At 71.2% G+C, this 22,939-nt stretch carries 25 protein-coding genes; 13 read left to right on the top strand and 12 right to left on the bottom strand.

Annotated features, from left to right (window positions below; translation table 11 throughout):
- Together ACERZO_RS28820 and ACERZO_RS28815 are read left to right on the top strand one after the other, a co-directional pair.
- Nucleotides 1–1,079: lyase family protein (locus ACERZO_RS28820; RefSeq protein WP_372667878.1), on the top strand; the 1,079-nt coding region annotated here is incomplete at its 5' end.
- Between the two features lie 118 nt (nt 1,080–1,197).
- Nucleotides 1,198–2,187: an SCO0930 family lipoprotein gene (locus tag ACERZO_RS28815; RefSeq protein WP_372667877.1), complete on the top strand. Its 990-nt coding sequence runs from the start codon at nt 1,198–1,200 to the stop codon at nt 2,185–2,187.
- A gap of 11 nt (nt 2,188–2,198) precedes the next feature.
- Here ACERZO_RS28815 and ACERZO_RS28810 read toward each other — a convergent pair whose 3' ends face one another.
- Nucleotides 2,199–2,867, bottom strand: a complete 669-nt coding sequence (locus ACERZO_RS28810) for a DUF4383 domain-containing protein (protein ID WP_372667876.1) — start codon at nt 2,865–2,867, stop codon at nt 2,199–2,201.
- Nucleotides 2,868–3,057: 190 nt separating this feature from the next.
- Between ACERZO_RS28810 and ACERZO_RS28805 the strand changes: the two genes are divergently transcribed.
- Nucleotides 3,058–3,939 (top strand): hypothetical protein, encoded by an 882-nt coding sequence (locus tag ACERZO_RS28805; protein ID WP_372667875.1) that lies wholly within the window; start codon nt 3,058–3,060, stop codon nt 3,937–3,939.
- Nucleotides 3,940–4,015: 76 nt separating this feature from the next.
- Here ACERZO_RS28805 and ACERZO_RS28800 read toward each other — a convergent pair whose 3' ends face one another.
- Nucleotides 4,016–5,224 (bottom strand): alpha/beta hydrolase, encoded by a 1,209-nt coding sequence (locus ACERZO_RS28800; RefSeq protein ID WP_372667874.1) that lies wholly within the window; start codon nt 5,222–5,224, stop codon nt 4,016–4,018.
- Between the two features lie 147 nt (nt 5,225–5,371).
- Nucleotides 5,372–6,334 carry an alpha/beta hydrolase gene (locus ACERZO_RS28795; protein ID WP_372667873.1) on the bottom strand — a complete coding sequence of 321 codons (963 nt, stop codon included), beginning with the start codon at nt 6,332–6,334 and terminating at the stop codon, nt 5,372–5,374.
- A gap of 150 nt (nt 6,335–6,484) precedes the next feature.
- Between ACERZO_RS28795 and ACERZO_RS28790 the strand changes: the two genes are divergently transcribed.
- Both ACERZO_RS28790 and ACERZO_RS28785 read left to right on the top strand, forming a co-directional pair.
- Complete coding sequence (locus ACERZO_RS28790; protein WP_372667872.1) at nt 6,485–6,934, top strand: MarR family winged helix-turn-helix transcriptional regulator; 450 nt, start codon at nt 6,485–6,487, stop codon at nt 6,932–6,934.
- Entirely contained in the window at nt 6,931–7,773 is an 843-nt protein-coding gene (locus tag ACERZO_RS28785; RefSeq protein ID WP_372667871.1) for an SAM-dependent methyltransferase, read from the top strand. The genes ACERZO_RS28790 and ACERZO_RS28785 overlap by 4 nt, the downstream gene beginning before the upstream one ends.
- Here ACERZO_RS28785 and ACERZO_RS28780 read toward each other — a convergent pair.
- On the bottom strand, nt 7,770–8,708 hold the full coding sequence (locus ACERZO_RS28780; protein ID WP_372667870.1) for a patatin-like phospholipase family protein: 939 nt from the start codon (nt 8,706–8,708) through the stop codon (nt 7,770–7,772). The two genes, ACERZO_RS28785 and ACERZO_RS28780, sit on opposite strands and share 4 nt — an antisense overlap.
- Before the next feature lie 103 nt (nt 8,709–8,811).
- Here ACERZO_RS28780 and ACERZO_RS28775 point away from each other — a divergent pair, with 103 nt between their 5' ends.
- From ACERZO_RS28775 to ACERZO_RS28765, 3 genes are read left to right on the top strand one after another with little or no spacing between them, the layout of a single operon-like run.
- Nucleotides 8,812–9,354: a PadR family transcriptional regulator gene (locus ACERZO_RS28775; RefSeq protein ID WP_372667869.1), complete on the top strand. Its 543-nt coding sequence runs from the start codon at nt 8,812–8,814 to the stop codon at nt 9,352–9,354.
- On the top strand, nt 9,354–11,366 hold the full coding sequence (locus ACERZO_RS28770; RefSeq protein ID WP_372667868.1) for an FAD-dependent oxidoreductase: 2,013 nt from the start codon (nt 9,354–9,356) through the stop codon (nt 11,364–11,366). Before ACERZO_RS28775 ends, ACERZO_RS28770 begins: the two co-directional genes overlap by 1 nt.
- 50 nt (nt 11,367–11,416) lie before the next feature.
- Entirely contained in the window at nt 11,417–12,370 is a 954-nt protein-coding gene (locus ACERZO_RS28765) for a prephenate dehydrogenase (RefSeq protein WP_372667913.1), read from the top strand.
- On the opposite strand, the gene ACERZO_RS28760 is transcribed toward ACERZO_RS28765, so the two are convergent.
- Both ACERZO_RS28760 and ACERZO_RS28755 read right to left on the bottom strand, forming a co-directional pair.
- Complete coding sequence (locus ACERZO_RS28760; RefSeq protein ID WP_372667867.1) at nt 12,371–12,568, bottom strand: antitoxin; 198 nt, start codon at nt 12,566–12,568, stop codon at nt 12,371–12,373.
- A 23-nt stretch (nt 12,569–12,591) separates the two neighbouring features.
- The gene (locus ACERZO_RS28755) at nt 12,592–14,559 is read right to left on the bottom strand and encodes an FUSC family protein (RefSeq protein ID WP_372667866.1); all 1,968 of its coding nucleotides are present in this window, start codon (nt 14,557–14,559) and stop codon (nt 12,592–12,594) included.
- A gap of 68 nt (nt 14,560–14,627) precedes the next feature.
- Here ACERZO_RS28755 and ACERZO_RS28750 point away from each other — a divergent pair, with 68 nt between their 5' ends.
- Together ACERZO_RS28750 and ACERZO_RS28745 are read left to right on the top strand one after the other, a co-directional pair.
- The gene (locus tag ACERZO_RS28750; protein WP_372667865.1) at nt 14,628–15,065 is read left to right on the top strand and encodes an SRPBCC family protein; all 438 of its coding nucleotides are present in this window, start codon (nt 14,628–14,630) and stop codon (nt 15,063–15,065) included.
- 103 nt (nt 15,066–15,168) lie between these two features.
- Nucleotides 15,169–15,933, top strand: coding sequence for a polysaccharide deacetylase family protein (locus ACERZO_RS28745; protein ID WP_372667864.1), 765 nt, complete (start codon nt 15,169–15,171; stop codon nt 15,931–15,933).
- Here the strand turns inward: ACERZO_RS28745 and ACERZO_RS28740 are convergent.
- The 4 genes from ACERZO_RS28740 to ACERZO_RS28725 all read right to left on the bottom strand — a co-directional run bounded on the left by ACERZO_RS28740 (nt 15,930) and on the right by ACERZO_RS28725 (nt 18,712).
- The gene (locus ACERZO_RS28740; protein WP_372667863.1) at nt 15,930–16,403 is read right to left on the bottom strand and encodes a carboxypeptidase regulatory-like domain-containing protein; all 474 of its coding nucleotides are present in this window, start codon (nt 16,401–16,403) and stop codon (nt 15,930–15,932) included. The two genes, ACERZO_RS28745 and ACERZO_RS28740, sit on opposite strands and share 4 nt — an antisense overlap.
- Nucleotides 16,400–17,005 (bottom strand): RNA polymerase sigma factor, encoded by a 606-nt coding sequence (locus ACERZO_RS28735; RefSeq protein WP_086673579.1) that lies wholly within the window; start codon nt 17,003–17,005, stop codon nt 16,400–16,402. The genes ACERZO_RS28740 and ACERZO_RS28735 overlap by 4 nt, the downstream gene beginning before the upstream one ends.
- Nucleotides 17,006–17,428: 423 nt before the next feature.
- Complete coding sequence (locus ACERZO_RS28730) at nt 17,429–18,094, bottom strand: SGNH/GDSL hydrolase family protein (protein WP_372667862.1); 666 nt, start codon at nt 18,092–18,094, stop codon at nt 17,429–17,431.
- A 9-nt stretch (nt 18,095–18,103) separates the two neighbouring features.
- Nucleotides 18,104–18,712 (bottom strand): NAD(P)-dependent oxidoreductase, encoded by a 609-nt coding sequence (locus tag ACERZO_RS28725; RefSeq protein WP_372667861.1) that lies wholly within the window; start codon nt 18,710–18,712, stop codon nt 18,104–18,106.
- Between the two features lie 85 nt (nt 18,713–18,797).
- Here ACERZO_RS28725 and ACERZO_RS28720 point away from each other — a divergent pair, with 85 nt between their 5' ends.
- Complete coding sequence (locus ACERZO_RS28720) at nt 18,798–19,361, top strand: TetR/AcrR family transcriptional regulator (RefSeq protein ID WP_372667860.1); 564 nt, start codon at nt 18,798–18,800, stop codon at nt 19,359–19,361.
- Here ACERZO_RS28720 and ACERZO_RS28715 read toward each other — a convergent pair.
- Entirely contained in the window at nt 19,358–19,846 is a 489-nt protein-coding gene (locus tag ACERZO_RS28715) for a GbsR/MarR family transcriptional regulator (protein ID WP_372667859.1), read from the bottom strand. The two genes, ACERZO_RS28720 and ACERZO_RS28715, sit on opposite strands and share 4 nt — an antisense overlap.
- Before the next feature lie 93 nt (nt 19,847–19,939).
- On the opposite strand from ACERZO_RS28715, the gene ACERZO_RS28710 reads away from it, so the two are divergent.
- Nucleotides 19,940–20,836: an ABC transporter ATP-binding protein gene (locus tag ACERZO_RS28710; protein WP_372667858.1), complete on the top strand. Its 897-nt coding sequence runs from the start codon at nt 19,940–19,942 to the stop codon at nt 20,834–20,836.
- The gene (locus ACERZO_RS28705; RefSeq protein ID WP_372667857.1) at nt 20,833–22,470 is read left to right on the top strand and encodes an ABC transporter permease; all 1,638 of its coding nucleotides are present in this window, start codon (nt 20,833–20,835) and stop codon (nt 22,468–22,470) included. The genes ACERZO_RS28710 and ACERZO_RS28705 overlap by 4 nt, the downstream gene beginning before the upstream one ends.
- Here the strand turns inward: ACERZO_RS28705 and ACERZO_RS28700 are convergent.
- Nucleotides 22,467–22,937, bottom strand: coding sequence for a hypothetical protein (locus ACERZO_RS28700; RefSeq protein WP_372667856.1), 471 nt, complete (start codon nt 22,935–22,937; stop codon nt 22,467–22,469). The two genes, ACERZO_RS28705 and ACERZO_RS28700, sit on opposite strands and share 4 nt — an antisense overlap.
- Between the last annotated feature and the right edge of the window lie 2 nt (nt 22,938–22,939).

Raw genomic sequence — 22,939 nt, 5'->3', positions numbered from 1 at the left:
CGGGGGGGGGGGGGGGGGGGGGGGGGGGGGGGGGGGGGGGGGGGGGGGGCCAGGATCTCCTCGACGCGACCGCCGACGCGGCGTCGCCAGAGCAGGCGCCCCATGCCGAGCAGCCCGCCGCAGCATCACCCGGAGAGCTGACCCACGCCGAGCAGCCCGACGCGACATCGCCCGGACATCCGACCCACGCCGAGCAACCCACCGCGGCACCGCCCGGATATCCGCCCCACGCCGAGCAGTCCGCCGCGGCATCACCCGAGCTGGCGGCCTACGCCGGGCAAGCCGGCGCCGGCGAGTGGGGCGGGGGCCAGGATCTCGCCGACGCGGCTGACCAGGCCACCGATGGCGACTATGCGGAACGGCTCGTCGCCGCGTTCGCCGACGAGACTGGGCTGGCCGCGCCCGTCCTGCCGTGGCACTCGCTGCGCACGCCCGTCGCCGACCTCGCCGGTGCTCTCGCCTTTGCCGCGGGGGCGCTCGGGAAGCTGGCCGTCGATGTCGCCACGCTCACCCGGACCGAGCTGGGCGAGGTCGTCGAACCGGCCGCCGATGGGCGGGGTGGCTCCACGGCCATGCCGCACAAGCGGAACCCCGTGCTCGCGACGCTGATCCGGTCGGCCGCGCTGCAGGTGCCCGTGCTGGCTGCCGGCGTCACGCAGTCGATGCTGACCGAGGACGAACGCTCGGCCGGCGTCTGGCACGCCGAATGGCAGCTGATCCGCGAATGCCTCCGGCTGACCGGCGGTGCCGCGCACACCGCCGTCGAACTGGCGCGTGGGCTCACCGCGAAGCCCGCGCGGATGCGGGCGAACGTGGCCTCGACGCACGGGCTGATCGTCTCCGAACGGCTCTCCGCCGTCCTCGCGCCTCTGCTCGGCAAGGCCAAAGCCAAGGAGCTGCTGGGCGAGGCCTCCCGACGGGCCGTCCAGGACGACCGGCCGCTGCGGGACGTGCTCGACGAGCTGCCCGAGATCACCGACGTCCTCACCCCCGCGGCGCTGGACGCCCTCCTCGACCCGGCCACCTACACCGGTGCCGCGGGGACGCTCGTCGACCGGGCGCTGGGCGGCACCTTCTGACCTGGGGCGAACCCGCGGCGAAAATTCTTTGAACCGCCTCCGGCGGGCGTCCGTGTAGTGGGTATCAAGCAGCCGCACCGAGCGGCGGGAAACCCCAACGGACACAAGGAGAACTTCCATGCTTCGCACGCGCATCGCCGTCTCCGTCGCCGCGGCGGCAGCCGGGCTGGCAGTGCTCACCGCTTGCTCGGGTGCCGAAACTGCTCAGCCGGTCATCGCCCCCGCAGCGGCCGGTGGCACCGGCGGCGGCCAGATCGCCAACGGGCAGGTCGGCAACGCCGCCCCCGCGTCGAACGAGTCGAAACTGGTCGTCGCGGACGTCGCGAGCGTCGGGCAGGTGATCACCGACCAGAACGGCATGACCCTCTACCGGTTCGACAAGGACACGGCCAAGCCGCCGAAGTCCAATTGCGACGGTGACTGCGCCAAGGCCTGGCCGCCGGTGCTGGCCACCGGGGACGTCCAGGTGCAGGGGATCGACAAGAACCTCGTCGGGAAGGTGACGCGCTCCGACGGCACCGAGCAGATCACCGTCGGCGGGTGGGCGCTCTACCGCTACGCCAAGGACACCAAGGCCGGCGACGCGACCGGTCAGGGCGTCGGTGGCGCCTGGTACGCCGCCAACGCCAAGGGTGGCAAGGCCGGGCAGGCCGCGAGCGAAGCCGGCGTCGTCAAGCTGAGCGCCAGCAACATCGACGGGCTCGGCGAGGCGATCGTCGACCAGAACGGCATGACCCTCTACCTGTTCCAGAAGGACACCAAGAAGGCCAAGACGTCCGCCTGCAACGGCGACTGCGCCAAGACCTGGCCGCCGGTCCTCTCCAACGGCAAGGTCGAGCTGCAGGGCATCGACTCGAAGCTCCTCGGCAGCATCAAGCGCACCGACGGCACCGAGCAGGTCACCATCGGCGGCTGGCCGGTCTACACCTTCTCGAAGGACCTGAAGCCGGGCGACGCGAACGGCATGGGCGTCAACGGCACCTGGTTCGTCATCGAGCCCAACGGCTGCAAGGTCGGTACCACCCCCAGCTCCACCGCCAACCAGGCTCCGGCGGCTGACAGTGGAGCCGGGAGCACCAACTCCGGCTCGGGCGGTACCACTTACTGAGCTACCACGAACTAGTGGGCGAGGCCCGGCGGACGCTCTTCACGAGCGACCTCCGGGCCTCGCTCGTTGTGGTCCCGACGCAGGAACGACCGGCGGCGCGGGCGCTCGTCGGAGGTGACGACGCGGTCGGTGGCGGCGGTGCGGTCCGTGGCGGCGACCCGGTCGGTGTCCGCGGCGCGGTCGGTGCGCTGCTCGACGACCGTCGGCTCGTCGACGGTCTCGTCCTCGGGTACGAGGATGGTGCGGCGGGCCGGCAGGACGGCGATCAGCAGACCGAGCGCGGCGACACCGAGGTGCAGCCACGTGTCGGCGGGGCCGAGGTCCATCGGGTTGCCGGCGTTGGCGAACGGGTTGGTCGAAATGAGGCCGTCGATCATCAGGCCCCAGACGAACAGGGCGCCGTAGAAGATGAAGAGCAGCCAGCCGAACGTCCGGGCGCGGCCCGAACCGAACGCCAGCAGCAGGCCGACGACGCCGGTCACGACGCGGACCAGGCTCATGAGCGGGTTGCCGGAGAACCGCCAGAACCCGGCGTCGTGGTGGCCGGCGAAGTTGCCGACCCCGGTCCTGGTGAACCCGATGATGCCGACGACGAGGAACGCGATCCCGGCCAACCCGGCCAGCACCTGCGCCGGCTGCAGGCCGCGAACCCGGATGCGTGCGCCTTTCGCGTGAGTCATGACTCCAGTCCTTCCCAGAGTGTGGTGACGATCGTCACCGCACACAGGTACCCAGCGCACACAGGCAGCGAAACGACGGCGCTTGCCCGCAGGCCCCGGAAGCGTTCCCGGATCCGGGGTGGTTCGAGACCTATCCCACAAAGTCACCCGATTCGGGGAACGCCGGAGAGCGCTTCCGGCAATCCGGATCATGCGCAAGCTGAGCGGCATCTTCCTGGTGGGACTGTGCGTGGGGGCGATCGGCGCGGTGGCGGTCACGATCGGTCACGGGCCGGCTCAGCCGCCCAAGGCGATCGCGGTCACACAATCGCTGACAACGATGTCGGAATCGGCGAGCGCGACTCCCGAACCCACGCCGACGCCGAGTCCGTCGACGACGCCCAAGGCGACGCCGAAGTCCGAGCCGTCCAAGGTGGACGCTGCCGAGCTGGACCGGATGCTGGCCGGGGGCAACGTCAGCGCCGTCGTGTTCGACCGGCAGAGCGGGGCGGCGACCGTCTCGCTGCACGCCGACCGCGCGTACACCTCGGCGTCGCTCGTGAAGCTGCTGATCGCGTTGGCGGTGCTGGATCGCGGCGGTCCCACGGCGGACGTGCAGCGGATGCTGTCCCGCAGCGACGACGACCTCGCGAGCCGGTTCTGGACGGCGTACGGCGGACCGGCGATCGTGACGGGCTGGGCCAGGAAGATCGGCCTCACCGGCACCCGGGCACCCGCGGATCCCGGGCGGTGGGGCGACACGCGGATCACGGCCAAGGACGTGGTGAAGATCTACCAGTACCTGCTCGCGAAAGGGCCCGCCGCGATCATGACCGCGCTGCGCGCCGCGACCGAGCGGGGTTCGGACGGCTTCCGGCAGTACTTCGGCATCCCGGACGCCGCCGGTGGCCGGCCGTGGGCGGTGAAGCAGGGCTGGTCCTGCTGCGACCCGACGCGGATGCTGCACACGTCAGGCCTGGTCGGCGAGGAGGACCGGTACATCGTGGTGGTGCTGAGCGAGCACCCGGCTTCGGTCAGCTACGCGACGGCTTCGAAGCGGGTGACGGCGGTGGTCACGGCCCTGCTGGGGTGAGCGGCTCGGCGGCGGGGCGGCTCGCGGCTCGGCAGCAGGGCCGGCTCACGGGTTCAGCGCGTCGGCCCCTTCCGCGCTACTGGTCCGTGTCCGCCAGCGCGCCGTGCGCACCCGATCGCGGCAACGGCCACGGCAGCACGCCACCGGTGGTCTCGACCTGTCGCCCGGCCGGGGCGGGCGATGACGTGTGCGCGCCGATCCACGCCAGTACGTCCGGGATCTGCGACTTGAACGTGTTCATGTTGTGGCCCGCGTCCGGCACCCGCCACGACGAAAACTGGAGCGGGGGCTTGGCCGCCGCGCGGATCTGGTCGATCGCGAAGCTCTCGTAGCTCTCCTTCTCCCCCGAAATCGCCAGGATTTCCACCGGCGACGGGTGGAGGCGGACGTTCACCCGGACGTTGTTGGCGTCGTTGATGTCCTGGCGGCCGTGGAACAGGTCCTCGGTCTCCGCGTCGACCTGGGCCTTGTCGTAGCCGCTGACGCTGACCGCCTGGCCGTACCACTGCGGGTGGCGCGTCACCAGGTTCATCGCGCAGTAGCCGCCCGAGGACCAGCCCGCGAGCGTCCACGCGCGGCGGTTCGCGGACACGCCCAGCTTCTGCAGGGCCCAGTCGCGCAGGTCCGCCGTCAGGTACGTGTCGTTGGCCGTTCCGTTGACCTCGTCGACGCATTCCGTGTCGTGGCCGACCTTCGGGACGCCCGTCGGGTCCGGGACGATCACCACGGCCGGCGGCAGAACCTTCCGAGCGATCGCCGCGTCGAGCTGCTCCGGCATGTGGTAGCCGCTCGTGAAGACCTCGGGGCCGGACGGGTAGTTCGGAATCCACTCGATCGCCGGGAACCGCAGTTCCTTGTACGCCGCGTCGAAGTACTGCGGGGGAAGGTAGACCATGACGTCGCGGGTCAGCTTCGTGCGCCGGCCGGTCACCTTCATGTGGACGACCGTGCCCTTGCCCTCCTTGGCGTGCGCCACCCCCGTGTCACGCAGCTTCTCGAGGTCTTCGCCGTTCTGCGACGCCTCCGCGTCGGTGCCCTGGCCGGCGAAGGAACCGGTGCCGAGCAGCGAGCCGACCGTCGGGAAGAACCCGCCGATCAGGTTGCCCGCCATGCCGGTCGTGAGGACCAGCAGCACGACCGCGAGCAGGATCGTGGCGCTGCGCCACAAGCGCTTGCGCTTCCAGCGGTCCCAGAACCACGGGACCGCGATGATCGCGAGCAGCGTCAGCACGACCACCACGATCATGGTGACCGGCGAATCGAGCCGGATGCTGCTCAAGTTCATGGGAACGGTCCTTCCGGGCGGGCAGTGAATGCGCACCCGGAACCCCCCGGACTCGCGTATATATCACGTTTGACCGGGCATGCACGTTGCGGCCCTGTGAGTTGCGTCATAGGGCCGCAACGTGCGGCGTACTCAGCGATTTCTCAGTTATTTCTCCAAAGCGCGGGTCAGGACGGTGATGGCCTGCGTGATCGCGGCCTCGGCGGCGTGGGTCTCGCGGAGGGCGTTGACCATCACGAAGTCGTGGATGATCCCCTGGTATCGGACGGCCGTGACGGGCACGCCGGCCTGACGCAGCTTCGCCGCGTACGCCTCACCTTCGTCGCGCAGCACGTCCGCCTCGCCGGTGATCACCAGCGCCGGCGGCAGCCCGGCCAGCTCGTCGAGCGACGCGCGCAGCGGCGACGCCGTGATTTCCGCGCGCTGCGCGGGATCCGTCGTGTACTGGTCCCAGAACCACTTCATGCCTTCGCGGCCGAGGAAGTAGCCCTCGGCGAACTGGTGGTACGACTCGGTGTCGAAGTTCGCGTCGGTCACCGGGTAGAAGAGCACCTGCTGCTTGAAGGTGACGTCGCCGCGCTGCTTGGCCAGGATGGTCAGCGCCGCGGTCATGTTCCCGCCGACGGAGTCGCCGGCGATCGCGATGCGCGAAGCGTCCAGTCCCTGCGAAGCACCGTTCGAAGCGACCCACTTCGCGACGGCGTAACTCTGCTCGATCGCGACCGGGTAGCGCGCCTCCGGCGAGCGGTCGTACTCGGGGAACACGACGGCCGCGCCGACGCCGGCCGCGAGCTCGCGCACGAGCCGCTCGTGGGTGTGGAAGTCGCCGAACACCCAGCCGGCGCCGTGGATGTAGAGGATCACCGGGAGCGGGCCGTCGACGCCGGCCGGCTTGACGATCCGGGTCTCGACCTCGCCGGTCGGGCCGCCCGGCACCTTGATGACCTCGATCGACGCGTCGGCCATGGCGACGTCGCCGTCCTGGACGCCGTCGACGGCCTTGCGCCCCTCGGCCGGCGGCAGCTGGAACAGGTACGGCGGGGCGTCGGTGGCCTCGGCGAACGCCTGCGCGGCCGGTTCGAGGGCCAGGTTGTGCGGGTTGGCGGTCATGTCGTCCTCCTCGGTTCGAGCTGGTGTCACCAAAGTAGCTCGCAACTCAGTTGTGCACAACTGAATGACGTCCAATGAGATGCAGGGCACTTAAGTTGCCGCGCAGCGCGATCTCGGGAACCATGGAGTGTTACGAGAGAGGAGGGCGCCATGGCATCGCTGCGGCTGGACGACCAGCTCTGCTTCGGGCTGTACTCGGCGTCGCGCGCCGTGACGTCGCTGTACCGGGTCGTCCTGGAAGACCTCGACCTGACCTACCCCCAGTACCTGGTCATGCTGGCGCTGTGGGAGCAGGACCACCGCTTGGTGAAGGAACTCGGCGCCGAGCTGAACCTCGACTCGGGCACGCTCTCGCCGCTGCTCAAGCGGCTGCAGACCGCGGGCCTGGTGGTCCGGAACCGCCAGGCCGACGACGAGCGCTCGGTCCGCGTCAGCCTGAGCGACGCCGGGAAAGCGTTGCGGGAGAAGGCGGAAGGCATCCCCGACGTGATCGGCACCGCGATGAGCCTCGACGACGCCGGAGTGGCCCGGCTGCGCGCCGAGCTGGACCGCCTGACAGAGTCGGTGAACGCCTATCGGGAGGCCACGGCACCGGCATGATCAACCACGACGACGCGCTGAAGGCCGTCGAAAGCAGTCTCGACCGGCCGTCCGCGGCGCGGATCTACGACTACTTCATCGGTGGCACAACGCATTACGCGATCGACCGCGACTTCGCCGAGAAGGTCCGCGCGCGGCTGCCGCTGATGGGCGAGTACTGCAAGACGAGCCGGCAGTTCCTCGGCCGCGCAGTGCGGCAGTGCGTCCGGGAGGGCATCCGGCAGTTCGTCGACATCGGCTCCGGCCTGCCAACCGCGGGCAACGTGCACGAAGTCGCCGATGAAGAACGTGAAGAGCTCGACACGCGCGTGCTCTACATCGACAACGAGCCGATCGCGCTCGCGCACTCGACGCTGCTGCTCGCCGACACCGCCGATCCCGAGCGCCACCACGCCATCGCCGCGGACTTCCTGCAGCCGGAAGACCTTTGGGACCGCGTCACCGCGTCGGACGTCATCGACGTGCGCGAGCCGGTCGCGCTGGTGATCAACGCGGTCATGCACTTCATCAAGGACGAGCAGGAGCCGGACGAGCTGCTGGCGTTCTACCGCGAGCGGCTGCCCTCGGGGTCGCTGCTGGTGCTGTCGCAGATGACGAACGAGAACCCGGTCAACGAGGACGAGCGGCAGGCCCTGGTCGACCTGCTCGAGTACTACGAGACGACGACGAACCCGGGTTTCCTGCGCACGATGACCGAGTTCGAACGCTTCTTCGGCGGCTGGCCGATGCTGGCACCCGGGCTCGTCTACGCGCCGGCGTGGCACCCGGACGACGACACCGTGTTCGCCGGGTCGCCGTCGCAGTCGCGGGTGATCGGCGGCGTCGCGCGCAAGCCCTAGGAGGCTTCGCGCAGGCCTTCCAGCACGTCGAGGACCGCGCTCCTGCCCAGGTCGACGGCCTTGCGCAGCACCTCCGGATCGCGCTCCAGCACCGCCACGTCCGGTGCCCCGTTCGGCGGGCGGACGCTCAGGATCCGCGGATCGGACGCCAGCACCTCCTCGTCCTCGACGTCCCGGCGGAACGTGTCGCGCCACGCGGGGATCGCGCCCGGGGCCTGGCGACGCAGGAACCGCGGCACGACGACGTCGTAAGCACGCGGTGGCGGCAGCGGCAGTTCGTCCGCACGGCGGGTGCGCAGCACCAGGACGTCGGTCGCGTCCTGGGCCAGCGCTGTCCGGTACGGGATCGGCTCCGCGACGCCCGCGTCGACGAACCGGCGGCCGGCCATCGGGATCGGCGGCCCGGCCAGCACCGGCATGCACGACGACGCCGCGAGCGCGACCTTGATCGCGTCGACGTCGTCGAGAAAGGGGTGCAGGTCGGTCGACTCCCCCGTGTCCGCGTCGGTGGCGAGCGGGTGGAACGTCACCGGGTTGGCCAGGATCGCCGGGAAGTCCATCGGCTCCAGCACCGAATACACCTGGTGGACGAGGTATTCGAGGTCGATCACCGCGCGGCCGCGCAGGGTGTGCAGCGGGTTGATGATCCGGCGCATGACGACCGGGTTCCACCAGGTCCGCACGCCCGTCGACGAACAGCCGCTGAGCAGCCAGGCGCCGTTCAGCGCTCCGGCCGACGAGCCGTAGACGGCGTCGAAGACCGGGACGGCGCCGAGTTCGTCCAGCGCCAGGGCCATGCCGCTGGAGTAGGTGCCGCGGCTGCTGCCGCCTTCGATGGCGAGCGCCAGCCTCCGGCCGTCGGTGCGTTCGCCCGGGACGCTGCCGGTCGCCATCCGTTCGGAGATCAGTTCGAGTACCGGGTGCACTCTCTCCATCCTCGTCGTTTCGCGCGCGTAGTCGACCCGATTTATCCCCCTCACGGGGTGAAGTGATGCGCGCCTCGTTGCACTGCAACTCGTTGCATAGGACCCTCGTGCCATGGCACTGGAGCACGCGATCCTCGTCTCGCTGTCCGAGCGCACCGGCTCGGGCTACGAGCTCACGCGCCGCTTCGAGAAGTCGATCGGGCTCTTCTGGAGCGCCACCCACCAGCAGATCTACCGCGTGCTGAAGCGGATGGAAGAGGCCGGCTGGGTCGCCGTCGACGTCGTCGCGCAGTCGAGGCGGCCGGACAAGAAGGTCTACACGGTCAGCGACGGCGGCCGCGCCGAACTCGTCCGCTGGCTCGCCGAGCCGGATCCGAGTGCCGGTCCCGTCGAATTGGCCGTGAAGATCCGCGGCGCGACCTTCGGCGACCCGGCCAAGGTCGCCGAAGAGATCGTCCGGCACCGCGCGGCGCACGCCGAACGCCTCGACGTCTACCGCCAGATCGAGAAGCGCGACTTCCCCGCGCCCGCGGGCCTGCACGGCCGGCACCTGCACCAGTACCTGGTCCTGCGCGGCGGCATCCGCGTCGAAGAGGGCCAGGTCGAGTGGTTCGACGAAGTCCTCGCCGCCCTCCACCACCCCAAGGACGCCTGATGAGCCCGTACCCGAACTTGCTGTCGCCGCTCGACCTCGGCTTCACGACGCTGCGCAACCGCGTCCTGATGGGGTCGATGCACACCGGCCTCGAGGACAAGGCCGCGCACTTCCCCGAACTGGCCGAGTACTACGCGGAACGCGCTCGCGGCGGGGTCGGCCTGATCGTCACCGGCGGGTTCGCGCCGAACAAGACCGGCTGGCTGCTGCCGCTCGCCTCGAAGCTGACGACGTCCGCCGAGGCGAAGCAGCACCGGCAGCTCACCGCACCGGTGCACGAGGCCGGCGGCAAGATCGCGCTGCAGATCCTGCACGCGGGCCGGTACGCCTACCACCCGCTGAGCGTGTCCGCGTCGAGCATCAAGGCACCGATCAACCCGTTCCGGCCGCGCGGCCTCACGAACCATGGCGTCCGCAAGCAGATCGACGCCTTCGCGAACTGTGCCGCGCTCGCGCGCGAAGCGGGCTACGACGGCGTCGAGATCATGGGCTCCGAGGGGTACCTGATCAACCAGTTCCTGGCCGAGCGCACCAACAAGCGCACCGACGCCTGGGGCGGCACACCCGAGAAGCGCCGCCGGTTCGCCGTCGAAATCGTCAAGCGCACCAGGGAAAAGGTCGGCGACGACTTCATCATCGTCTACCGGCTTTCGATGCTCGACCTCGTGCCGGGCGGCCAGCGCTGGGAAGACGTCGTCGCGCTCGCCCAAGAAGTCGAAGCCGCCGGTGCGACGATCATCAACACCGGCATCGGCTGGCACGAGGCCCGCGTGCCGACGATCGTGACGTCGGTGCCGCGCGCCGCGTTCACCTGGGTGACCGGGAAGCTCAAGCCGCACGTGGGCATCCCGGTCGTCACGTCGAACCGGATCAACATGCCGCAGGTGGCCGAGGAAGCGCTGAGCAGCGGCGACGCCGATCTCGTGTCGATGGCGCGGCCGTTCCTCGCCGACCCCGAGTGGATCCGCAAGGCCGAGACCGGCCGCGAAGACGAGATCAACACGTGCATCGCGTGCAACCAGGCCTGTCTGGACCACGCCTTCAAGCGCAAGCTCGTGTCCTGCATGGTGAACCCGCGCGCCGGCCACGAAACCACGCTGACGCTCGCCCCGACGCGGCGGTCGAAGCACGTCGCCGTCGTCGGCGCGGGTCCCGCCGGGTTGTCCGCGGCGACCGCGCTCGCCGAACGCGGCCACAGTGTCGAGCTGTTCGAAGCCGACGACGAGATCGGCGGCCAGTTCGGCATCGCGCGGAAGATCCCCGGCAAGGAGGAGTTCGCCGAGACCATCCGCTACTACCGGCGGCGCCTCGAGGTCACCGGCGTGAAGCTGCACCTCGGAAAGCGCGTGTCGGCGGGCGAACTGACCGGGTTCGACGAGGTCGTGCTGGCCACCGGCGTCGCGCCGCGTGTGCCGTCGCTGCCCGGGATCGACCATCCCAAGGTGCTTTCGTACGTCGACGTCGTCCGGCACGGCAAGCCGGTGGGCGAGCGGGTCGCCGTGATCGGGGCCGGCGGGATCGGCGTCGACGTCAGCGAGTTCCTCACGCACACGGATTCGCCCGCGCTCGACCTCGACGCGTGGATGGCCGAGTGGGGCGTCACCGACCCGGAACAGGCGCCCGGCGGGCTCACGACGCCGAAGCCCGAGCCGTCGCCGCGGCGGGTGTACCTGCTGCAGCGCAAGAAGTCCGGGATCGGTTCCGGGCTCGGCAAGACGTCGGGCTGGGTGCACCGCGCCGCGCTCAAGGCGAAGCGCGTCGAGCAGATCCCCGGCGTGGCGTACGAGAAGATCGACGACGCCGGCCTGCACATCACCGTCGACGGCGCCCCGCGGCTGCTCGAAGTCGACACGGTCGTCGTCTGCGCCGGTCAGGAGCCCGTGCGGGACCTCGCCGACGAGCTGCGGGCCGCGGGGCTGCCGGTGCACCTCATCGGCGGGGCCGACGTCGCCGCGGAACTCGACGCGAAACGCGCGATCGACCAGGGAACGAGGCTCGCCGCCGCGCTGTAGCCCTTAATGCGTCCGGCACTGGCAGGATGGGGCCCGTGCGAGACGTATGCGTGATCGGGCTCGGGCTGATCGGCGGGTCGTTGCTGCGCGCGGCGGCCGCCAGCGGCCGCACGGCGTTCGGCGCCGCGGTTTCCGAAGTGGACGCCGACGCGGCCAGCAGAGCGGGTTACGACGTCACGACGGACGTCGAAGCCGCGCTGCACCGGGCCGCCGCCGACGACGCGATGGTCGTGCTGGCCGTGCCCCTGCCCGCCGTCGAGGACCTGCTGCGCCTGGTGTCCCAGCACGCGTCGCACTGCCTGCTCACCGACGTGACCAGCGTGAAAGCGCCGGTCCTGGACGCCGTCCGCCGCCGCGTGCCGTACACGCGGTACGTCGGCGGCCATCCGATGGCGGGGACGTCGAACTCGGGCTGGCTGGCCGGGGACGCCGCGCTGTTCCAGGGCGCCGCCTGGGTCGTCGCCGTCGAAGACGACACCGATCTCGAGGCGTGGGCCGAGGTCGCGGGGTTCGTGCTGGACGTCGGGGCGCACGTCGTCCCGCTGCCCGCCGAGTCGCACGACGAAGCCGTCGCCCGGATCTCGCACCTGCCGCACCTGTTCGCGGCGATCCTCGCCACCATCGGCGCCGAGGGCGGGCCGCTCGCCATGTCGCTGGCCGCCGGCTCCTACCGCGACGGCACGCGGGTCGCGGGCTCGAACCCGCACCTCGTGCGCGCGATGACCGAAGGCAACCGGGACGCCCTGCTGCCGATCGTCGACGAGGCCCTCGGCCGGCTCGGCGCCGCACGCGGCTCGCTCGCGTCGACCGGCGGGCTGGCGGCCACGATCAACGCGGGGTACGAAGGCGCGCAGGCGCTCGCCGCCAGCCTGGACGTCGACCGCGCCGGCGTCCGGATCAGCCTTTCGGCACCGGACGCGCGGCAGGGCCTGATCGCGCTCGGCGAGCGCGGCGGCCGGATCACCGGGCTGTCGGACGGGATCGCGACCGGCGAGGTCCAGTAACTAGCGGTCCGGCGTGTCGTCGAACTTGTTGAGGAAGTCCTTGGCCTTCTCGACACCGCCGTCGATCTGCGAGTCGTGGCCGGAGAACTTGGACTTCGCGAAGTCCGCCGCCTTGTCCAGGCCCTCCTCGATCTTGTCGTTGTGCTCGCGCAGGGCCTCTTCGGCCTTGCCCTTCAACGCGTCGAAGTCGATTCCCATGCGGCAATTGAACAGCACGGACGTCAGGTGCGCCTGTGGTAGGGCAGGAACCGCCGGACCAGCCGCAACGGCGTGCGTTCCACCAGGTCGGGCCCGCGGACGGCGTCGAACGCCGACTCCAGCTGGTCGACCACCCCGGCCAGCCGCGGGTTGTCCGGCAGCGGCACCGACCGCGGCTCGCGCTGTTCGCGGATCGCCGACGCCAGCTCGTCCAGCGCGGCGGTCAGCAGCTCGATGTCGGCCGGCGCCGGTGGCGCCACGCCGCGGCCGATCGTCACGCCGACCTCGGTGACGGCGTCGGCGACGCGTTCCTGCGCGGCGATGACCGGCCACCACGCCACCGCCTGGCGGCCGTTCGCCGACGGCTCGACGACGACCTGCTGGAACGCCGTCCGCAGGTCGGCCAGCGCCCGGTAGGCGCCGCGACGGGCCCGCGACCGCGCCAGCCGGGCGTCGCCGGAGGAAGCCTCGACCAGCGCGCACGAGACGTACTTCGCGACGGCGTCCAAGCCGTCGGCCAGCCGGCCGCCGACCTGCGGACGACGGCTGCCCGGCCACAGCAGGTAGCCGAAGACGAGCACGATCAAGCAGCCCAGGACGGTGTCGACCAGCCGCGCGACCACGACGTCCCAGCTGCCGGTGTTCGCCAGGTCCATCTGCAGGATGATCAACGGCGTCACGAACGCGCTGAGGATGCCGTAGTTGCGCACCTTCCCGACCGCGACGCCGCCCGCGAAGATCGCGATCAGCGCGACCAGCAGCCAGCCGTGCCCGCCGACCCCGAGCACGACCGCCCCCACCCCGACGCCGACGACCGTGCCGATCCCGCGCAGCACCGCGCGGCCGAAGACCGAACCGAAGTCCGGCTTGAGCACGATCCCGACGGTCAGGGTGATCCAGTACGACCGCTCCAGCGGCACGAGCAGCCCGACGACTTCGGCGATCGCGACGCACAACGTCAGCCGCAGCGCGGCGATCCAGGTCAGCGGGCCGGACGCGAGCGAGCCCGCCCACGTGCGCAGGCGCCGGTACCAGGGCGTCGGCTCGCGGCGCTTGCGGTCGTCGCCCTTGCCGATCCGGACCAGGCCGGCGTACAGCGCGGCGAGCAGCGGATCGCCGTCGTCGGCCGGCTTCGGCGGCGGTTCCGGCAGCGGCTGGCTGGCCAGCACCGACGCCGAGAGCGCGACGAAGTGGTCGATGACGTCCTGCGGCGGGCGGCGGCCGGCGTTGACCATCGCCACCGATGCCTCGACCGCGGGCGTCGTCGCCGAGAGCAGGTTGAGCAGCTGCCGGTAGGCGGCGTCGCGGCCGGACAGCCACGAGCGCGCGGTGAGCAGCTGGTCGTAGGCGGTGTTCATGGCCGTGGTCAGCCGGTGCCGTGCGACGCGCGAGACGGCTTCGTCGGTCGCCGAGAGCATCGCGGCCAGCTCGACGTAGACGTGCGCGACGGCGGAACGTTCGGGGCTGGTCGCCCGGAACGTCCAGCTGACGAGCGCGACGAGGAAGCTCCAGGCGGCGCCGAGGCAGAAGTAGCCGAAGAGGACTTCGACGCGCACGCCGGTCGCGTGCTGGCCGGTGCCGAGCACGCAGAACACGAACATCTGCAGCCCGGCGACCGAGGCGTTGCTGCCGGCCGCGCTGATCAGCGCGGACACCGCCGCGACCAGGATCACCGCCGGCACGGACAGTGCGGGCGTGCCGCCGGTGAGCAGCCCGACGAGGTACCCGGCGGTCGCGGCGAGCGTGGCGCCGCCCAGGCGTCGCGCGCGGTAGCGGTAGGGACCGGCCGATTCGGACAGCACGGCGGGCAGCGCGCCGGTCGAGATCAGCGCGCCGACGGCGATGTCCCCGGCGGCGTAGGCGATCGCGAGCGGCACGGCCAGCGCGACGACGGCGCGAGCGACCATGTTCCACGGCACCGGGACCGGCTTGCTGCGCAGGAGCTGGGTCAGCCAGTGCGGCGCGGCGAGGTCGGGACGCGGCGTGCTCACGCCCCCATCTTGACCTACGCTGCCGGGAACGCTTAATTATCAATCTGTCAACAACGTGGGAGGTTCCGGTGGGCCGCAAGTTCTCCTTCGAGGTCAACCGCACGAGCACGGCTCCGCCGGAGGCGTTGTTCGCGCGCGAGGCCGAGGGCCCGCGCTGGGCGGAGTGGGGAAAGCCACTCATCGTCCAGGCTCGCTGGAAGCGGCCCGGCCCGGGTGTCGGCGCCGTCCGCGAGGTCGGTCTCTGGCCGGTGCTGATCCGCGAGGAGACGGTCGAGTACGAGCCCGGCCGCAAGCACGTCTACACGTTCTTCGGCGCCAACCCGATCAAGGACTACCGGGCCGAAGTGCTCCTCACGCCCACCGCCGACGGCGGCACACACCTGCGCTGGACCGGATCGTTCACCGAGCCGGTCAAGGGCAGCGGCCCGATCCTCGCGGCCGGACTCGAACGCGTGATCCGGCTGTTCTCCGGCAAGCTGGTCAAGGCGGCCGAAACCGGACGCTGACCTGGGTGGCCCCGGCCACACAAGATCAGCGGACGCAACTTCCACCGCCACCCCCGCGTCACCCGATCGGGTAGTTCTTCGCTACGCGAAAGGGGGACGCGGGATGAAGCGCGTCGCAGCCGTGGTCGCCGCCGCGGCACTGGCACTGACCGCCTGCTCGACGAGCGAGCCGGACCGGACGGAGTTCGGCACCAGCCAGCCGAACCCGGCACCCGGGGGCGGGCCCGGGACGACGACGTCGGCGCCGTACCCGTTCGGCACCGTCCAGCAGAAGGCGCCCGCGGTCGAGAACGGCCAGGTCCCGGTGGTCCGCCGGATCACCACCGACAAGCCGTACGTCTTCCTCACCATGGACGACGGCGCGGTCAAGGACCCCGACGCGCTCAAGCTGATGCAGCAGAACGGCACCCACCCGGTGCTGTTCCTGAACCAGAAGTACGTGAAGGGCCACGAGGCGTACTTCAAGCAGATCCTCGACGCGACCGGCGCGACCCTCGGCGACCACACGGTCGACCACCCGAACCTCAAGGGCAAGCCGTTCGAGTTCCAGCGCAAGGAGATCTGCGACGACGCCGACGACTTCGCGACGGAGCTCGGCGTGCGGCCGTCGCTCTTCCGGCCGCCGTTCGGCAACTACGACCAGAACACGCTGCGCGCGGCGGCCGCGTGCGGCATGCGCGTCGCGGTGCTGTGGACCGCCGCGGTCAACGACGGGCACGTCCAGTTCCAGGCCGGCGACAAGCTCAAGCCCGGCGACATCGTGCTGATGCACTTCCGCAAGACCTTCAAAGAGGACTACACGGCGTTCGTCGAGCAGGCGAAGAAGGACGGGCTGACCCCCGTCCCCCTGGCCGACTTCCTCGGTTAGAGCACCACCGTCGGTGTCACGACCGTCCGGCGGCACGACACGTCACCGAGGTGCACGAGGATCTGCGTCGTCCCGCGCGGCACGTTGTCCAGCACGAACCGGCCGCCTTCGTCGGCGGTCGTGGACGTCGTGCCGTGCTCGGCGACGCGCACCTCGACGCCGTACTGGCCGGCGGGCACCAGCCAGCCGTCGATGCGGTGCAGCTTGCCCATCTTGGTCAGGTTGATCATCACCGTCAGGTCGCTGACGGTGAACGTGATCGTCCCGGTGCCGCCGCCGCGCACGCCGGCGAGGTTGTCCAGCCGCTCCCACCGCGCGACCTCGACGTCGAGGTCTTCGAGGGCGAGCGCGAATTGGACCCGCTGCACCAGGTCTCCCGGTGGCGGGTCCAGTTCGTCGAGGAAGCGGCCGATGCCGGCCAGGATCAGATCGTCGGAATAGGCCTCGCCCGGCGTTCCGAGGTCGTTCATCGGCTTCCCCCTTCACTGGCGAGGAGATCGCGCATCTGGTCGAGGCAGCGCCCCCTGGTCGGTCCGACACTGCCGCGTGGCATGCGCAGCGCCTCGGCGACGAGCTGGTACTCCGCGCGACCCGCGAGGACGGTCAGCCGGAGCAGTTCCTGACAGCGTTGGGGCAGCCGGACGAAGGCGCGCCAGACCCGGCGGTCGCGGTCGGCGCGGACGGCTTCGTCTTCGGGTGCCGGTTGGGTGCTCGGCATGGCCTCGGCGACTTCGTCGCTCAAGGGCACCGGCTGGATGCGGCGGCCGAAGGGGTGCGTGGCTTCGCGCCGGGTGGTCGTGATGAGCCAGGCGGCGAGGGCCTTGGGGTCGCGGAGCTTGCCGAGCTGGCTGAACAGCGCCAGCCACACGGTCTGCACGACGTCTTCGGCGACCGAGCGGTCGAGGCCGTTGGCGCGGGCGACGTGCCAGACGAGCGGGGTCAGCTCGGCGACGAGGCGGTCCATCGCGCGGCGGTCGCCGTCGCGGGCCGCCCGCATGCACGCGGCGTGCAGCTCGGCGCCGGTCAGGCCTTCCCACGGCGGGTCTACCTCGGTGGTCTGCACGTCGGTCACGGTATCTGCCCCTCTTCGGAAAAGTCTTCGAGTCGGCAACGGCAGTATCGCGGGTCCTTCGGGGGGAAGGAGCGTGCAGGTGGATCTCGGATACATCAAGGTCACTTACTTCGTCGGTCGCGCTTTCGGTCAACTGGCGATCGAGGGAGGTACCGGCCGACGCGAGCGGGTGAACCCGCGCCGACCGGTACTCCCCTCCCTCAAGGGCCCGCTCCCCAACGGGCCCGCCGGATGTCCCCTCCCCCGAAGGGCACCCGGCCTACGGTGTCCGGTAGCCCCCTCGGCTCCCGGTCACCGCGCATTTCCGAACTCGGCACCCCCTGCCTCGTTCCCATCTCCGTGCTTGGCTGCTCCACAGGACGCAGTGGCGGCACCGCCAGATACCCGAATCTCGAACTTTTTTCGAAGATCGACGCAGCGCGGCTAACCGATCACGGGGAGTGCCAGGTTTTCGGCCCAGCGCGCGTACCCGGCGGGCCCCGGGTGGAAGCGGTCGGACGCGAAGGCGGCCGGGTCGAGCAGGGCGGGGTCCATCGGCATGTGCCGGACGCCGGGGACCTTCGCGAGGGCGGCGGCCGCCTTGTCGAGAGCGGTCGAGCGGGCGGCGAGGACGTCCCGCAGCGGCCGCGGCAGCGCCGGGAAGCGGGACATCGGCGGCACCCCGGCCAGCAGGACGTCGACCGGACCGAGCCGCCGCCGCAGCTCGACGACCAGTTCGAGCAGGTCACGGCGGTACGCGGGAGCCGTCCGCAGCTCGATGGTGTCGTTGACGCCGAGGGCGACCACGACCAGGTCGGCCGGGCGCAGCAACGGGACCAGCTCGGCGCGGACGACCCGCGCGTTGGCGCCGGTCCGCCCGACCGCCTGCCAGCGCACCGCGCGGCCGCCGCGCGCGAGCTCGCGGGCGAGGCAGCCGGTGAGCGCTTCCTCGTGGTTCGCCGCGCCGACGCCGTCCACAGTGGACTCGCCGAGCACGGCCAGGCGGAACGGCTCGCCGTTCCCCGGCACGAGCCCCTCGGTCGGTCCCGCGGCGCCGGGGAGCCGCGGGGTCTTGCGTTTGACGTACAGGGCTTGAGCCAGGATCACCATCCTTCGAAGTTAGCCGTGGGCGATCGAAACCTTCGCCCTGATCAGCGTGGGGTCCGCCACGGCGTCGAGCAGGTACGCGGCGACATCGGCGCGCCGGATGGTGAAGGTGCGGACGTTCCCGTCGAGCCGGCTCGCCACCTTGCCCGTGCGGGGACCGTCGAGCAGCATCGGCGGCCGGACCACCGTCCAGTCCACGCCGGACGCCGTCACGACGTCCTCCATCGCCAGCATGTCGGCCCACCCGTGCTTGAGGAACGTGTTGAGCAGCGGTTTCACCAGGGTGCGGGTGAAGAAGCCGTCGCCTTCGGTGTGCATGCCGCTGGCGCTGACGACCAGCAGGCGTTTCGCGCCGGCCTCGATGGCCGCGCGGGCGCCGTCCGCGCAGACGGTCGTCGGCCCGCGGTCGCGGGAGCCGACCGCCGAGATGACCGCGTCCCGGCCTTCGATCGCGGCCGCCAGTTTCTCGTGGTCGTGCAGGCCGGCGACGACGACGTGGGCCGGCAGCCGGAGTTTCGCGGGGTCGCGCACGACGGCCGTGACGTCCCAGCCACGGTCCAGTGCCTGCTTGACGACCTCGCCGCCGACGCCGCCGGTCGCCCCCAGCACGGTGATCTTCATGATGTCTCCTTCGTGGTTAGTAAACACTCACCAGGTAGGGTGAGTGTTTACTAACCACGCTGAGAACGCACTCAGGGAGCCACCCATGGGAAGCCGTGAGGAGATCGTCGCCGCGGCCGCGAAGGTGATGCGCGAGCAGGGCTACGCCCACGCGACCACCAAGGTCATCGCGCAGACCGCGGGCTACTCGGAGGCGATGCTCTACAAGCACTTCCGGGACAAGACCGACCTGTTCCTCAGCGTGCTCTCCGACGAGCTGCCCGCACTGGGCGCCACGTTGGCCGAGCTGACCGCCGACCCCGGCCGGGCGCCGCTGCGGGACAACCTCGTCCGCGTCGCGCGGCTCGGCCTGGCGTTCTACACCGACAGCTTCCCGATCGCCATCTCGATGTTCTCGTCCCGGGAGCTGCTGCGCTCGCACCGGGACCGGGTGGGCGGCGCCGGGCCGCGCATCCCGCTGAAAGGCATTGAGGACTACCTGCGTGCCGAGGTGGCCCTGGGCCGGATCAAGCCGGAGACCGACGTCGAGGCGACCGCGGCTCTGCTCCTCGGCGCGTGCTTCCAGCAGGCGTTCCTGGCCACCTTCGACGAGAGCGAGCCGGCCGACCTGGCCGACCGGCTCGCGGACACGCTGCTCGCGGCACTCTAGGCGTTCTTCTCCTCGCGGAGCTTGTGCCAGCGCTCGTACATGCCGTTGAGCTCGACCAGCATGAACGACAGGAAGTCCCGCATCTCGGCGAGCCGCGCCCCCGCCGGCGAGTCCTCGCCGAGCGCTTCGATGCCGTTCTCGGCCGCGTCGCGCCACATGATGATCATGCGGTCGCGCTTGAGGAACGTGGCGTACCAGAGGTCGTCGTAGAGGCGGTAGTGGTCGCGGCGCTCGCCGGGCTCGCGCTCCTTGGCGACCAGGCCGATCTGTTCGAGGAAGCGGACCGCGCCCGAGATCGCGGCCGGGCTGACCGACAGCTGGGAAGCCAGGTCGGCGGCGGTCAGGCGGCCTTCGTCGGTGGTCATCAGCGCGGCGAACACCCGCGCGGCCATGCGCTGCATCCCGATCTGCGAAAGCACGAGCGCGAGGCTCTCGACGTACCGGCGGACGGCGTCTTCATCTCTTTTCGTGTCAGGCGTCGTCATCGGCCCATCCTTCCGCACCGTCCCAGCAAGATCACTCCATCTAGACATTTTCTTAACTTCACAACTTTGTGAAACCAGTGTAGCTTCCGAAGCATGGAAAACGCCATCGCGATCTCCGGCCTCCACAAGTCGTTCGGCCGGACAAAGGCCCTGGACGGCCTTGATCTGCAGGTACCTACTGGGGAAGTACACGGGTTCCTCGGCCCGAACGGCGCCGGGAAGTCGACCACCGTCCGGGTCCTGCTCGGGCTGCTCCACGCCGACTCCGGGGACGTCCGCCTGCTCGGCGGCGATCCCTGGAAGGACGCGGCGAGCCTGCACCGCCGCCTGGCCTACGTGCCCGGCGACGTCAACCTCTGGCCCAACCTCTCCGGCGGCGAGGTGATCGACCTGCTCGGCCGCCTGCGCGGCGGGCTCGACGAGAAGCGCCGCGCCGACCTCATCGAGCGGTTCGACCTCGACCCGAAGAAGAAGGGGCGGACGTACTCGAAGGGCAACCGGCAGAAGGTCGCCATCGTCGCGGCGCTCGCGTCACGGGTCGACCTGCTGATCCTCGACGAGCCGACGTCCGGCCTCGACCCGCTGATGGAGGCGACGTTCCAGTACGCCATCCAGGAGGAGCGCGAGCAGGGCCGGACCGTGCTGCTCTCCAGCCACATCCTCGCCGAGGTCGAGGCGCTGTGCGACAAGGTCAGCATCATCCGCAACGGCAAGACGGTCGAGTCCGGCACCCTCGCCGAGCTGCGCCACCTGACGCGGACGTCGATCACCGCCGAGCTGGCCGGCCCGCCGAACGGGCTGACGAAGCTGGCCAACATCCACGACCTCAAGGTCGAGGGCAACCGCGTCCGCTTCGACGTCGAGACGCGCTCGCTCGACGAAGCCCTGCGCCAGCTCACCGAAGTCGGCGTCCGGAGCCTGGTCAGCCAGCCGCCGACGCTGGAAGAGCTGTTCCTGCGGCACTACACGACCGAGGCGAGCGCGAAATGACCGCGACCCTCTCGCGCGCGGAAGCCGAGGCCGCGCCCGCCCACGAGCTCGCGGGCACCTGGCACCTCACCCGGCTCGCGCTGCGCCGCGACCGCGTCGTGCTGCCGATCTGGATCGTGCTGCTGAGCATCGTCCCGGCCAGCACGGTCAACACGTTCACGCAGTTCTACCCGACGGTCGCCGACCGGCTGGCCCTGCAGGCCGGCGCGAACACCAACCCGTCGTACGCGCTGCTCTACGGGCCGCCGTTCGACCTGACCACCGCCGGCGGGTTCATCGCCTGGCGCATGTGCGGGTTCCTCGCGTTGCTCACCGGGTTGATGGTGGTCTTCACGGTCACCCGGCACACCCGCGCGGAGGAGGACACGGGCCGCGCGGAGCTGCTCGCGTCCGCGGTCGTCGGCCGGTACGCGGCGCTGACGTCGGCGCTGCTGGTGGCGGGCGGCGCGAGCGTGCTGATCGGGGTCGTCCAGGCGGTCAGCATGATCGGCGCCGGCCTGCCCGCCGCCGGTTCGGTCGCCTTCGGCGCGGCGGAAGCGTTGGCCGGGCTGGGGTTCACGGCGGTGGCGGCGGTCGCCGTCCAGCTCGCCGAGTACTCCCGCACGGCCAACGGCATCGGCACCGCCGTGGTCGGCGCGGCGTTCCTGCTGCGCGGCGCGGGTGATTCCACTGTGGACGCCCGCTGGCTGTCGTGGCTGTCGCCGATCGGCTGGGTGCAGCAGGTCCGCCCGTTCGCCGGCGAACGCTGGTGGGTGCTCCTGCTGCCGGTGGCGTTCGCGCTGGTGGTGGGCGCGGCCGGGTACTGGCTGCTTCCCCGCCGTGACGTCGGCGTCGGCATCCTGCCGCCGCGGCCGGGCCCGGCGCGCGCGGCGGCGAGCCTGCGGTCGCCGCTGGCGCTGGCCTGGCGGCTGCACCGCGGCCCGCTGCTCGGCTGGACGATCGGCACGGCCGTGGTCGGCGCGGTGTTCGGCTCGATCGCCAGCGGCATCGGCGACCTGGTCGGGTCGAGCCCGCAGGCGCAGCAGATCTTCGAACGGCTCGGCGGCAGCCACGCGCTGACGCAGGCGTTCCTCGCGGCGATGGCCGGGATGTTCGCCATGGTCGCGTCGCTGTACGGGGTCCAGGCCGTGCTGCGGATGCGCGGCGAGGAGACGGCGATCCGGCTCGAGCCGGTGCTGGCCACGAGCGTCGGCAAGCTGCGCTGGGCGGGCGGGCACCTGGTGTTCGCGTTCTTCGGGACGGCGTTGCTGCTGCTCGCCGGCGGCCTGTTCATGGGGCTGGCCAACGGGTTGCGCACCGGCGACGTCGGCGGCTCGGTCGGCGACGCGCTCGCCGGGATGCTCGTCCAGCTGCCGGCGGCCTGGGTGGTCGTCGCGCTGGCGGTGACGATCTTCGGGCTGGTACCGGGGTTCTCGGCCGCCGCGTGGGCGGTGGGTGCGCTGGCGCTGCTGCTGAGCCTGTTCGGCCCGGTCGTCAACCTGCCGCAGGCGGTGCTCGACGTGTCGCCGTTCCAGCACCCGCCGAAGCTCCCCGGCCAGGAGCTGGTCGCGACACCGCTGGTCTGGCTGATGGCGGTCGCGATCGTCGCGCTCGTGGCCGGCCTGGTGGGCTGGCGCCGCCGCGACGTCGGCTAACGCGGTTTCAGCTCGTGGCCGGGACCGGCCACGAGCTGGGCCTGCGGCCCGCCCGGCCCGCAGGCGGGTCCGCCGGGGTGCAGGAAGCCGGGCGTGACGGTGACGGTGTGCGGGCGGCCGTCGTCGAACCGGACGGTGACCTCGACCGGCTCGGCGGGCAGGCCGGGGATGTCGGCGAAGCCCTGGAGGCCGCCGGTCGGGACCATCGCGGCGCCGCAGGCGGCGTCCGGGCCGGTCCCGGCGCAGGACGTCGGTCCGGCGGCCGTCTCCGGCTGCAGGTCGACCGGGCGGGTGACGCACTGGTCGCCCCAGCAGGCGTCGAGCGTCGCGCGGGTGACGCCGGCGGGGTCCGGGACGCTGAGGCCGATGCCGACCCGGGTGCCGATGTCCGGGCAGGCCACCCCGCCGCTGCCCGCCTGGCCGCAGCCGGCGACGAGCAGCACCGCGATCCACGGAATCCTTCGCATGC

Origin of the sequence: Amycolatopsis kentuckyensis (genome assembly GCF_041679295.1) — a bacterium.
Lineage (GTDB): Bacteria > Actinomycetota > Actinomycetes > Mycobacteriales > Pseudonocardiaceae > Amycolatopsis > Amycolatopsis kentuckyensis_A.
This window is presented reverse-complemented; position numbering and strand designations above follow the sequence as displayed.